Annotated in this window: 11 protein-coding genes and 1 riboswitch; of the genes, 2 read left to right on the top strand and 9 right to left on the bottom strand. The window is 39.3% G+C overall.

From position 1 onward, the window contains the following. Window positions 1-4: 4 nt before the first annotated feature. The 3 genes from Q5O24_04205 to Q5O24_04195 form a co-directional block, all read right to left on the bottom strand. Complete coding sequence (locus Q5O24_04205; protein ID WKY48526.1) at window positions 5-454, bottom strand: flagellar hook capping FlgD N-terminal domain-containing protein; 450 nt, start codon at window positions 452-454, stop codon at window positions 5-7. Window positions 455-478: 24 nt separating this feature from the next. Further along, window positions 479-1,891 (bottom strand): flagellar hook-length control protein FliK, encoded by a 1,413-nt coding sequence (locus Q5O24_04200; GenBank protein WKY48525.1) that lies wholly within the window; start codon window positions 1,889-1,891, stop codon window positions 479-481. A gap of 379 nt (window positions 1,892-2,270) precedes the next feature. Next, window positions 2,271-2,355, bottom strand: a riboswitch (cyclic di-GMP riboswitch). 71 nt (window positions 2,356-2,426) lie between these two features. Next, window positions 2,427-4,175, bottom strand: a complete 1,749-nt coding sequence (locus tag Q5O24_04195; GenBank protein ID WKY48524.1) for a Na/Pi cotransporter family protein — start codon at window positions 4,173-4,175, stop codon at window positions 2,427-2,429. Window positions 4,176-4,851: 676 nt separating this feature from the next. Here Q5O24_04195 and Q5O24_04190 point away from each other — a divergent pair. Further along, window positions 4,852-6,246 carry a glycine--tRNA ligase gene (locus Q5O24_04190; protein ID WKY48523.1) on the top strand — a complete coding sequence of 465 codons (1,395 nt, stop codon included), beginning with the start codon at window positions 4,852-4,854 and terminating at the stop codon, window positions 6,244-6,246. 176 nt (window positions 6,247-6,422) lie between these two features. On the opposite strand, the gene Q5O24_04185 is transcribed toward Q5O24_04190, so the two are convergent. The 6 genes from Q5O24_04185 to uvrC form a co-directional block, all read right to left on the bottom strand. Then, window positions 6,423-6,812, bottom strand: a complete 390-nt coding sequence (locus tag Q5O24_04185; protein WKY48522.1) for a 4Fe-4S binding protein — start codon at window positions 6,810-6,812, stop codon at window positions 6,423-6,425. A 211-nt stretch (window positions 6,813-7,023) separates the two neighbouring features. After that, window positions 7,024-8,094, bottom strand: coding sequence for a peptide chain release factor 1 (gene prfA, locus Q5O24_04180; protein WKY48521.1), 1,071 nt, complete (start codon window positions 8,092-8,094; stop codon window positions 7,024-7,026). Between the two features lie 15 nt (window positions 8,095-8,109). Continuing rightward, window positions 8,110-8,988, bottom strand: a complete 879-nt coding sequence (locus tag Q5O24_04175; protein ID WKY48520.1) for a DegV family protein — start codon at window positions 8,986-8,988, stop codon at window positions 8,110-8,112. Between the two features lie 97 nt (window positions 8,989-9,085). After that, on the bottom strand, window positions 9,086-9,847 hold the full coding sequence (locus Q5O24_04170; GenBank protein WKY48519.1) for a phosphatase: 762 nt from the start codon (window positions 9,845-9,847) through the stop codon (window positions 9,086-9,088). 22 nt (window positions 9,848-9,869) lie between these two features. After that, window positions 9,870-10,817, bottom strand: coding sequence for an HPr(Ser) kinase/phosphatase (gene hprK, locus Q5O24_04165; protein WKY48518.1), 948 nt, complete (start codon window positions 10,815-10,817; stop codon window positions 9,870-9,872). An 82-nt stretch (window positions 10,818-10,899) separates the two neighbouring features. Further along, the gene (gene uvrC / locus Q5O24_04160) at window positions 10,900-12,735 is read right to left on the bottom strand and encodes an excinuclease ABC subunit UvrC (GenBank protein ID WKY48517.1); all 1,836 of its coding nucleotides are present in this window, start codon (window positions 12,733-12,735) and stop codon (window positions 10,900-10,902) included. 118 nt (window positions 12,736-12,853) lie between these two features. Between uvrC and Q5O24_04155 the strand changes: the two genes are divergently transcribed. Next, entirely contained in the window at window positions 12,854-13,102 is a 249-nt protein-coding gene (locus Q5O24_04155) for a hypothetical protein (protein WKY48516.1), read from the top strand. Window positions 13,103-13,114 lie beyond the last annotated feature (12 nt).

Genomic DNA, 13,114 nt, shown 5'->3' with positions numbered 1-13,114 from the left:
TATCTTATTCAGTTGCAGCCTGTACACTCATGACTGAACTTAAATTATAAGATGTCCCATCTACAACCACCTGGGTTGATCCATTATAGAAATTGACACCTTCAACGGTACCATTAAATGATGTAATATTTCCATCACTATCTACTTCAGCAATGGTCACATCTTTACCGATCAAACTGACCCCATAATTGGTCTGGGATAGCTCCATCATGTCATCCATCGCATCAGTCATTTCATTAATTGCCTCAATCATAGTATATTGCGCCATTTGTGCAATAAATTCGCTGGAATCCTGAGAGCTGTACATATCCTGATTTTGTAGCTGCGCAACCATCATCGCCATAAAATCGTCCATACTGAAAACATCACTTGACAGGCCTGATGAAGTTGTCGCTGCTGTCGTTGATGTTGTTGCTGCAGTCGTTAAATAACTGTTAATACTATCAATTGCCATTTTATCCTCCTTTACACTAATTCTTTAAATAAAATAATCCATCCGATTAAGCTGACTGTTTTGACTGTTAAGCCCTACTAAACCTGTCAAGGTTTCATCTAGGTTTTCACCATCGTCCAGGCCAATTTTACTGAACCGATTGAATCGTCCCTGAATCAGGTCATTCTGCGACTGACTCTGATTCTGTCTAGAGTCCATATTGGAAAGATTGGACTGACTTTGTTGACCAGAATCTGCGGTTTCTTCTACAGTTCGATTAGTCGTTACTGTTTCCACGTTAATTTTCTGCATTGCCAGACCGCGTACCAGCTGGTCAATCTGTTTCGCCAACAGCTCATGGGTTTCCTGGCTGGCTGCTAAAATATTAATAGTCAACTTGCCATTTGAAAAGGCCATCTCCACATCAATCTCACCAAGACACTCCGGATTTAAGGTCACCTTAAAAGTCTTATCAGTGTTCACTTCATAATTCTCAATAATGGCATCCTGAACCTGAGCAGCAATCTGCGTCTTATCCCCAAAGTTGGAAATAGTCTCTGCTGCCTTTGTCCCATTTAAGGCTTGAACATCAATCAACTGTTCACTGTCAATTTCAGCAGCACTGGTATCAGCTGTTTCTGACTCTAACACAATTTCCTGCGTTGCCGCGTTTCCAGTTTTACCCTGCAGTAAGGCATCGGCTTCTGAACCATCTTGCTGAACCGGTACTTTTTCTCCAGCCCCTGTAACAGTTGCGTTTACAGTAAGAACTTCTGAACTTGCTTCTTTTCTCATGAGACCAGAAAACACACCTTTATTCTGACCACTTTCCTCTGTCTCAATCTCTACCTGGTTCTGTCCTAATTCTTTAAGGTTTTCACCTACCTGACCGGAAACAGTTTCCTGTAAATTTAACGCTCCAGTTTCAGCCACTCCAGCTGCCTGTGCTTCACCTAATGCTAATGGTACTGCCACATCAGCTGGCACAGTAGATGCATTAAACCCTGCTGCCTGTTCAGCCTTCGAAAGCCCCTCAGCACCAGCCAGTCCTGAATTAAGAACCTGACCTTTAAATGTGCCAGTCTGCTCAAGCATTGTCTCATCAGCTACTGTCAGTACATTCGCCAGTCCTGCTTCCGCAACTGCTTCTGCAGATTCTGCCGGTTCTTCAGGTTCGAGCTTAATTAGTCCTAACAGACTCAATACAGCGCCATCCAAACCTGATTCCTCTGCAAGCGAAAGGGATATCTGCTCTTCTGGAACGATACTCTCCTGTATGTTCTCATTTGCCCCCTGCTCCATTGTTTCACTATTGATTACAGCAGTTTTCACCTCATTTCTGGCATCATTTAAAAATGACAAAAATTTTGATGCTTCCGAGCCTGGACTCTTTTGAACACTTGAATGCTGACTGGTAAAATCAGCCGTCCTGGACGCTTGACTTACCTGTACTCCCATTCTTTCACCTCCTTATTAAATTGTCTAACCACTAGCTCAAAATCACATCTTATAAAATGCTAATCTAGCTAGTGCATCATTTATCTGAACAGCTTTCGCCAGTTCATTCAGTTCTTGCATTCCTTATCTGGAATGATTTTAATTTCCTATTTATTATACTGCAAGATTCTTTAAAGTTCAATAAAATATGGAACTTACCTTCTCTCTTTAGTTTAGATATACCCTTATATTTTTGAATTATCTAAAGACCATACAAACTTTTAATTCTAATCATTTTCTGGTATTCTGACTTGAAAAATCACTAAAAAATAAATAAAGGCAACTTTGCAGCTGCCTTAAATTCAAACCTATACAAATAAAAGCTCATTTGTATAGCATTTTAAGCAACTGGCTGTCATGTAATAAATTATTTAGACCCTGTAGTTTTGCGTCCTTACTTTTCAGTAAGTTTGCCCTATTTAGTTAGTCTCACTAATAGTACTGTATTCCTGATATTCTGTCAATATATACAAAAATATTTTTTGTTAAATTAAGGTTAACTTGAGAGACCGCCATATTCATTAAAACCAGCTTCATTATATTCACTTTGGCTGATTAAACCCTGATGCAGTTTAAGACCTAAAATCCCTTGTGCTATGTTTGAAGCATGGTCGCCTACCCGCTCAATATTTGTCAATAAATCCATAAAGATAATCCCAGCGTAAGGGTTGCAGATCCCTTCATTTAATCTATCAATGTGATCATCCTTTAGCTTTTCGGTCAGCTCATCAATTTCATCTTCCTCATCTAAAATTTTATAACAAAGTTCCAGTTCATCAGTTTCTAAAAGCATCACCATATCTTTGAGGGTATTAGTCGTAATGTTAATCAGCGTTAATAACTCCTGATTGGCTATCTCACTGAACTGAATTTTTCTGTTTACCTGCATTTCCAGTAATTCGCTGATATTCATCGCATGATCACCAATTCGTTCCAGATCGTGGCTGCCTTTCATAAAAAAGGCTAGTTGGTCATTTTCTGCTTCGGACATATTTTCATTCGATAATTTTACCGTGAAATCAATGATTCCCTGCTGGAATTCATCAATCCGTTCTTCGCGTTCTGTGATCTCTTCCAGTAATTTGGAGTCTTTGGTCATAATGACTTCACAGGACTCAAAGAAATTTTTTATTACCAGATTGCCCAATCGGACCATTTCTTTCCCCACTTGACCCAAGGCAATAGAAGGATTGTTTAACAAGCGATCATCCAGATACAAGCCCTTTTCAGCTTCCTGTTCTGGCATAAAATGATCCAGAGCTTTAACAAAATAATTGATAACCGGAAATAATACTATTGTATTAATAATGTTAAACAAAGTATGGGCCATGGCTATCTCGCGGGCCACATTGGGAACAACTTCACCGCTGGAATCAACCATTGTACCAGATACATTGGCTATAAATGTGTAGATGGGATTGACAGTCATCAGACTATCCATAACACCCAACAAGGCCATTACCCAAATCGCTCCAAATATATTAACGAACAGATGAATAAAGGCTGCCTTTTTAGCCGCTACTGAGGTACCAATACTGGAAATTAAAGCCGTCACACAGGTACCAATATTGGTTCCGATTAGAATCGGAATACAGACATCGATGGCTTCAGTCGCTCCCATTGTCGAAAATACGCCTGAAATAGCCAGTGCCTGAAGCAAGCCTAATGATGCACTGCTGCTTTGAATAATAGCTGTAATTCCGGTCCCAATCAGCAGTCCCAGTAAAGGATTCGTCCCATAAGTAGTCAGCAGATAAATAAACTCTTCACTTTCACGCAGCGGTTTCATCGCAGAGGACATTGTCGAGATTCCAAAAAATAGGATACCAAAGCCCAACAGCACACTCCCGAGATCGCGATTTTTTTTGGTCCTGCCAAACATCGTGATCAGCGCACCCACACCAATAAAAACCGGTGCAACATCAGAAACATTAAAAGCAATCATTTGTGCTGTAATTGTTGTTCCAATATTTGCCCCAAGAATAACTCCAGCTGCTTGAGCAAGTGTCATCAGTGAAGCGTTAACAAAACCTACCACCATTACTGTAGTCGTGCTGGAGCTCTGAACAATCATCGTGACAAGTGTCCCGACAAGAATTGCTTTAATTCGATTACTGGTTAATATTTCCAGCAATTGTTTCATTTTTGTACCAGCGACAGTCTTCAAGCCATCACTCATCATATTCATTCCAAAGATGAAAAGTCCCAAACCGCCAAATAGACCTATCAGCATTTCTAGCGTCATAAATTCCTCCAAGAAAAACCATAAATCACATCAAATATTTCCTGATCAAAATCATATAAATATCCTTTTAAAAAGCCAAAAAATTGATTTTTGATATGAATAAACCTGGTTAATCTTCCTTCCTTATTTTCTATTTTTAACCGTATTAATTTTAACATCAATTTAACATATTTCAAACATAATTTTAACATTTTATTTTATATTTATATGAAATTAATTAAAATTCAATTTTCATGTTAACCTACTTAACTGAATGGCATTCTAATATGTCAGTTTTTTTGTTGTTTTTTCAAAACTTTTCTTGACAGTTTAACTTATTTTTGCTATTCTTTTCGCATTAGTTAAATATTAAAAGCAATGCGGAAAGAAACTTACTTAAGTTTGATAATGTAGCGAGCAGAAGATGGTGCAAGTTCTGTCTATCAATTAATTAAGTGGCGCTTACCAAGCTGCAGGATTTTAGTCCTGACGTGAAAATCGTTATAGAAGAGTGGTCGTAACAGACAACTTGGGTGGAACCGCGGATAACCGTCCCTTGTATGAGGGGCGGTTTTTATATTCGCGAAAAGTAAAGCCGTGCGGAGCCGAGTTGTGCTCGGTTTGATTTTATACATGGTTCATTTTTGATTCATCAATTTATTTTAAAAAAGATCTTTAATTTTCAGGAGGTATAGTTATGTCTGATTTTACAATGGCTGAAATTGTCAGTCTTGCCAAAATGCGTGGTATTATTTTCCCCGGCTCAGAAATATATGATGGTCTGGCCAACAGTTGGGATTACGGTCCTTTGGGTGTGGAAATGAAAAATAATGTTAAAAAAGCCTGGTGGAAGAAATTTGTCCAGGAATCTCCCTATAACGTGGGCCTTGATGCGGCTATTCTGATGAACCCTAAAACCTGGGTAGCCTCTGGGCACGTAGGCGGATTCAATGATCCATTAATGGACTGCAAATCCTGCAAATCCCGTTTTCGGGCCGATAAATTAATCGAAGATTATTACCTGGAAAAAGGTGAAGAAGTTGTTGTCGATGGCTGGTCCAATGAACAAATGATGGACTTTATTCGTGAAAATGATCTGGCCTGTCCAGAATGCGGAAAAAGCGATTTTACTGATATTCGCCAGTTTAACCTGATGTTTAAAACCTTTCAGGGTGTTAACGAGGACACTGCCAGTGAAATTTTCCTGCGACCGGAAACCGCCCAGGGAATTTTTGTCAATTTCAAAAACGTCCAAAGAAGCAGCCGAAAAAAAATTCCTTTTGGAATTGCTCAAGTTGGTAAATCTTTCCGAAATGAAATCACTCCGGGTAATTTCATTTTTAGAACCCGTGAATTTGAACAGATGGAGCTTGAATTTTTCTGTGCCCCAGGAACTGATCTTGAATGGTTCGATTACTGGAAAGCCTTCTGTAAAAAATGGTTGTTTGACCTTGGCATGAAAGACGAAAACATTCGCTTTAGAGATCACGAAAAAGAAGAGCTATCCCATTACAGTAACGCTACAACAGACGTAGAGTTCCGCTTCCCGTTCGGTTGGGGTGAACTCTGGGGGATTGCCGACCGAACTGATTTTGATTTAACCCAACATCAAACCCACTCGGGGAAAGATATGAAATATACTGATCCTATAACCAACGAAAAATTCATTCCTTACTGTATTGAACCGTCTCTGGGTGCTGATCGCGTATTTCTGGCATTTTTATGTAATGCCATGGAAAAGGAAACCATTGAGAATGGAGCTAAAACTGAAGAACGAAATGTACTTCGTATTCATCCATTTTTATCGGCTTATAAAGCTGCAGTTTTACCGCTCTCTAAAAAGTTAAGCGAAAAAGCTGAATCAGTTTTCAGCTTACTTTCAAAAGAAATGATGGTTGAATACGATGAAGCAGGCAGTATCGGGAAACGATATCGACGTCAGGATGAAATTGGAACCCCCTACTGTATCACCATCGATTTTGACACTTTAGAAGACGAATCCGTTACCCTGCGTGACCGTGATACCATGGTTCAAATTCGTTTACCTATAGATGAAGTCGCTGACTATATCAAAGAACGAATTGCTTTTTAAGTCTAAATTTTATCGCTAATAAGACTTTGCAGAGTAAATAAAATAGTCAAGTACAAATTCCTAACTTATCTGTATATTGAAAATGATATTATATAGAATACTGCTAATACAAAACAAACCCGATTATAGATTAAAACTCTATAATCGGGTTTGATGATAATGAAATAATTATCCTTTTATGCTTCTTTAATTTCCAGTACATCTTGCGGACAAGCCGTTACACAGATTCCACACGCAATGCATTTAGAAGGCACATCTTTATCTTCTGATTTAACCAGCACACCAAATGGACAGGCTTCCACACATTTCCCGCAATTTACGCAAAGTTTTTTATTAATCATATAAACCCCAAATTTATTCTGGGTAATTGCACCTGCTTCACAAGATTTTGCACATTTTCCACACTGTACACAAACTAAAGTTTTCAGACTGCCATCATTTTTCTCTGTCACTTTGACACAAGTCAATTCCGGATCATACTGTTTATAAAAAGCAGTTGAACAGGCCATTTCACAGGCAAGACAGGCCACACAGGCAGATTGATCTTTTACATATACTTTCTTCATTTAGCTCTCCTTTTGGACAATTTTAATTGTCTCCTTCTAGTATCCATTCCATTCTACTGATTAAAAGTGCCACTGTCAATAAAAGTCAAATTTTTACCGGTACTTTATACTAAATTAAAATAAAGATAAAAAAAAGACCAGTAAAATAAACTGATCTTTATCTTTTTCAAGTTTTTACAGAATTAAAGGGTTCAAAAAAGACCCACCTGAATTAGACATTCTGTTTTAATTTTGCCGCCTGATCACTGGTCGTCAAGGCATTAATCATTTCGTCAATATCACCGTCAAGAAATGCTTCCAATTGATAAACAGTCAAACCAATACGATGATCGGAAATTCTTCCCTGAGGAAAATTGTAGGTCCGAATCCGTTCACTTCGGTCTCCACTTCCAACCTGACTTTTTCGGTTTTCTGCAATTTCACTGGCCTGTTTCTGCTGCTCAATCTCAAATAATCTGGCCTTTAAGATTTTTAAAGCCTTCTCTTTATTTTTCAACTGGGACTTTTCGTCCTGACAGGTTACAACCAGACCGGTCGGTTCGTGGGTAATTCGCACGGCAGAATCAGTAGTATTTACACTCTGACCTCCATTTCCAGAAGAACGATAAACATCCACCCGCAGATCATTGGCGTTAACTTCTATTTCCACGTCTTCAGCCTCCGGTAAAACTGCCACAGTAGCTGTTGAAGTATGAATTCGTCCGCCTGATTCTGTTGTTGGAATTCGCTGTACCCGGTGTACTCCGCTCTCATATTTAAGCCGACTGTAGGCACCATTCCCTTCAATTAGAAAAATAATTTCCTTGATCCCGCCAATATCCGGAATGTTTGAAGACATAATTTCGCTTTTCCAGCCCTGTCGCTCGGCATATCTGGTAAACATCCGGAACAGGTCACCGGCAAATAAAGCTGCTTCACTCCCGCCAGCACCAGCCCGAATTTCAACAATAACGTTTTTGTCATCATTGGGATCTTTCGGCAGCAATAATACTCGCAATTCCTCTTCTAAAACAGCCTTTTTCTCAGAAAGCTCTTCATCTTCCATTTCGGCCATTTCCCGCAATTCCTTATCCAACTGCTTATCCGCCAGCATTTCTCTGGCATCCTCAATCCCTGAAAGTACTTGTGTATATTCATTGTACTTTTGAATGATCGGTTCAATATGTGCATGTTCCTTAACCAGCTTTTTCCATAAATTCTGGTCGGCAATTACTGCCGGATCACTGATCTTGTCATTTAGCTCAGCATATTTTTCTGCCAAAAAATCTAATTTCTCTAACATGTTTCTCCTAATCCATTATTCCACTCTCGCCCAGTCAGCGTATTCATCAAAAAAGAACACGGCAAGTGTTCCCGGCCCTGAATGTGTCCCCACTGTTGCACCAAGTGTCACGATTTTAAATTTATCTGTATTCAGGCGTTTTCCCGCCATCTTAACAAAGCCTTCCAATAATTTGGGATTATCCGCATGACTGATGCCAATGGTCTGATGTTCAAAATCATCGCCATTTTGTTCCAGATAATCCACCATTTCCTTTAATAGTTTTTTATCACCCCGTACCTTGTCAATCTGTTTCAGTTCTCCGGTTTCACTCACTTCAAGGAGAGGATTAATATGCAGCATATTGCCGATGATGGCAGTACTTTTATTTAAACGTCCACCTCGATAAAGATATGAGAGGTCTGTCACAGTAAAAACATGTCTGATATGCTGACTGTAATATTCGATCCGTTTCGTAAGCTGATCCATTGTTTCGCCTTTAGAAGCAGCAAGCGCTACCGCATAAGCAATTAGACCCAGACCATAACAAACTGCCCGTGTGTCAAAAACTTTAAAGACTGCCTCCGGGTATTTTTCCTTGAGATCACGTTCTGCCAGAGCTGCTGCCTGATAGGTCCCAGACAAGCCACTGGAGAAGGCCAGATAGATAAAGGGCTGTTTCTCTAGAATCAGTTCTTCAAATCGCTTAACAAAATCTCCATAAGGAATCTGTGAGGTTTTAAAGACCGTTCCCTGTCTCATTTGCTCATATACTTCTTCAGGAGTAATATCAATTCCATCCCGATAGGTTTCATCCTCCTGAGTGACGTAAACCGGTATTATTTCAATATCTAAATTTTCCTGATCCTCTTTGAGGATATCGCAGGCTGAATCAGTCAAAATTTTTATCTTCACCATGCTCTCCTTTCATATTCGCTTTACGCTGACTTTTCTAATGAATTTGAATAAAGGTGTGATGAATTTAATATTCCACTGACAGTTTACCATAAATTTATTGGGAAAACAATTCTCTAGCTGCATCCCGGGGATCTTTAAATAATTTTCTTCCCTTTGCTTCAAGATGATCGATCAGCCTTTTTGTTTCAAGGTTTATGATCAGTTCATCAGGGAATCCAACCTCATTCAGTAATTGATCAACATAAGGAAACGCACCAATATCCGAAGCAAAATGTGTATCACTGCCGATAATTACTGGAATTTCCAGTTCCTTGCAACGATTAGCTATCCAGGTGCAATTGGGCTTGGATCCACTTCTGACAAAAAATGACGCATTATTAATCTCGATGAGAGTATTATGCTTTTTTGCTTCCTGTAAGATCGCTTCATAGTCCAGTTCATAAGTTGGATTACCCAGATGACAAATAAAATCAACTTCCGGATTTTCAATAGCACCTAATACCGCACTAGTATTTTCACTTTTAGATAAAGGTTTAAATGTCGGAGTATGCAGCGAAGCCGAACGAATTTCAATGGAATCTAAGAAGGCTGTGGGAATATCTGTATTACCGTCAACATCTAAAATATTACTCTCAATCCCTTTTAAAAGCTTCACATTTTTGATTACACTGGGGATAACCCGGTAGTTTGCAAAAAAAAGCGCGTTGGGCGCGCCAGGTAAGGCTGGTGCATGCTCAGTGAGACAGATCATCTCCAGATTTTTTTGTGCCGCCATTTCAATCAGTTCCATTAGTGTATTGTAAGCATGTCCGCAAGCTAAGGTATGGGTGTGGGCGTCTAAAACGTAATTTCTCAAAATTTTCTTCCTTTTCTTATTCTTAATTCTTAATCTTCTCGCGACGTTTCACTTCTTCATCATTAAAATCAGTTATCCGATCGCAAAATACCTGGGCCGAATGATATCCGTATTGTTTAGTTCGATTGTTGATCGCCGCCGTTTCAATGATACTGGAAAGATTTCTGCCGCTGGAAACCGGAATCATAACTTGCGGTACATCCATCCCCAGAATATCCATGGTCTGTTCATCCAGCCCCAATCGATCATAAGGGGAGCGTTCATCCCAATTTTCCAGTTTTATTACCATATCAATCTCTACTACCCGCTTGATCGCCTGGGCTCCGAAAAGAGTTTTTACATCTATAATACCAATTCCCCTAATCTCCATAAAATGCTGCAAAAGTTCCGGTGCCGTTCCCATTAAGTATGAGTCACGAATTCTTTTGACTTCAACCACATCATCGGCAATCAGGCAATGTCCCCTTTTAACTATTTCCAGAGCGGTTTCACTCTTACCAATCCCACTGGGCCCCATAATCAATACACCTACACCAAATACTTCGACCAGCACACCATGCAGACTGATCGTCGGAGCCAAAAGCTGGTCCAGAAAACTCACCAGATGATAAAAAATCGAGGTCGTCCGCTCACGACTTCTAAATAGATAACGACCGTATTTTTCCGCAAATGGGATGAAAATCTCAGCTTCATCAAGCTCCCAGCAAACAATAAAGCAGGGAAAATCGTAAGCAAAAAAATCATCGATTTTCCGGTTTCTTGTTTCTTCATCCAGCGCCATTAAATATGACATTTCCACTTTTCCGATCACCTGAATCCGATTAGGATCAAAATGTTCATAAAAACCGTGCAATTGTAATCCCGGACGGTTGATCCCACTGCCCAGTAGATCCAATTCATCTCCAGGACAGTATATTTTTTCCAGACACAATTCATTGCTGAATTCATCCAGACTGACTTTTCCTTTCATCTGACTCACCCTTCTTATTCTTTTTAAACTGATTAATCCGCTCATTTATTCTACCGCAAAACTTCTCCTGATTAAAGTCTTTTCATGCATCGCGATGAAAAAAATCATACACTGCCTGGGCCAGTTTCTGATTCATTCCCGAAACACCGGTTAGTTCTTCCAGTGTTGCTTTTTTAATATTTTCCAAACGGCCAAAATGAAACATCAAAGCTTTTCGTCTTTTTTCACCAACTCCGGGAATCTCCTCAAGAACTGAAGCCAGCATTTCCTTTTTTCTTAATATTTTATGATACCCAATCGCATAACGATGAACTTCCTCAGAAATTTCATTAAGAAATACCCCAATAGTACTGGCTTTTTTAACCAGCAACTCTGTATTATCTTTATAGACTCCGCGCAAGCGGTGCTGGTCATCTTTAACTAAGCCACAAACTACAATATCAAAGGGATACATCGAAATAATAGCTTTGGCTGCATTGACATGACCTTGTCCACCGTCCATCATCATCACCTGTGGAAGGGGCAGAAAACCATTATTTTCGCCACCCTTTTGAGCTCTTTCCAGTCGTCTGAAGAGCATCTCCTGCATACTTGCATAATCGTTTTGTCCATCAACAGATTTTATTTTAAAACGTCGGCAAGCCTTTTTATCCAATTTTCCGTCGGTAAAAACAACCATCCCACCAACATTGCTGGAGCCAGCAATATTGGAAATATCATATGCTTCAATTCGAACCGGCAATTCTGACAACTTTAAAAATTCAGCTAATTCCTGCATGCGATCCATTTTTCTATTTTCTCGCTGAGCTAACTCAAGGAATCTTTGTTTTAAAGCAATTTCCGCGTTTTCCTGAACCATTTCCAGCATTTTCACTTTTTGTCCCCGCTGCGGAATGGTGATGGTGATTTTTCGGCCAGCCAATTCTGACAGCCAGTCTAAAAGGGCTTCTAATGATTCCGGTTCATGTTTTATGATTATTTCTTTAGGAATAAATCCGCAGTTGACATAATACTGTTTTAGAAAACTTGCAACAATTTCTGCTTCACTTTCATCACCTATCCCGCTTAGGAAAAACGGGTCACGTCCCAAAAGTTTTCCTTCCCGGACATGGAAAACCTGAAAACAAGCCTGCTCACCATCTAAGGCAAGGTTTATAAAATCCTGATCCTGCTGGTTACCACTGGTTATTTTCTGTTTCTGGGCTATGTGCTTAATTCCTTCAATCTGGTCACGATATTTTGCCGCATTTTCATAGTCCTGAGCGATTGCTGATGATTTCATTTTTCCCTGCAAATTATCAATCAGTTCCGTATAATGTCCATTTAAAATATCCAATATTGCATCGATATTTTCTTTGTATTTTTCAGGTGGGAGTTTTCCCTGGCATGGTCCCTGACACTGACCGATATGATAGTTAAGACAAGGACGACCAGTTTTTTTGCCATACTGAATAAAGCGATTGCAGGTTTTTAAAGGATAAACTCGGGAAACCGCCTCAATCGTATTCTTAACCGCTGCAGCGCTGGTAAACGGTCCGAAGTATCGACTGCCATCCTTTTTATAACTTCTTGTCATTACTATTTTGGGATAGTCTTCATTTAAAGTTACTCGAATCCATGGGTAATTCTTATCATCCTTTAGTAGAATATTATATCGCGGACGATGCTGTTTGATCAGATTGGATTCGAGGATCAGAGCTTCCATCTCCGAATCCGTCACAATCGTTTCAATCTCAGCTATATGAGAAACTAAAACCGCTGTCTTTGAATTACTTTCGTGGCGGGATTGAAAATACTGGCGAACACGATTTCTTAAATTGATAGCCTTTCCCACATAGATTATTTCTTTGTTCTCATTTTTCATCAGATAGACCCCTGGTGTCTGGGGCAGGTCTTTTAATTTACTTCGATCGTACATATCTGTCCTTATCAATAATAATTCTTAATTCATTCTTTTTTTAAATTTTTTTGTTTATTTCCCTGCTGATTTTGGTATAATATTACTACTTAAATCTTAATGAAAGGAAGTGTTATCAATGTTTGAAAAAACGACCAAAGATGGCATTAGTACCGTGATTTCTTTTGGAAACTACGAGGTGAAAATCGTCCCCAAAATTTATGGTGGCTACACATTGACGAAATCTGCAACTAACGATCCTTTTAAAATTATCGAAATTCGTGAGATAAGACTTCCTCTCACCGAAAAAGAAATTTTAAAAGAAGCCAGGGACTTGTTAAAACGCAAATACGACTCAATTGACTTTAACAGTTATTGTACCACCTGAATCTTGATTTCA

It is taken from the genome of Eubacteriaceae bacterium ES3 (assembly GCA_030586155.1).
Lineage (GTDB): Bacteria > Bacillota > Clostridia > Eubacteriales > Eubacteriaceae > Acetobacterium.
The sequence above is the reverse complement of the archived record's forward strand: the minus strand, read 5'-3'. Positions and strand labels throughout refer to the sequence as shown.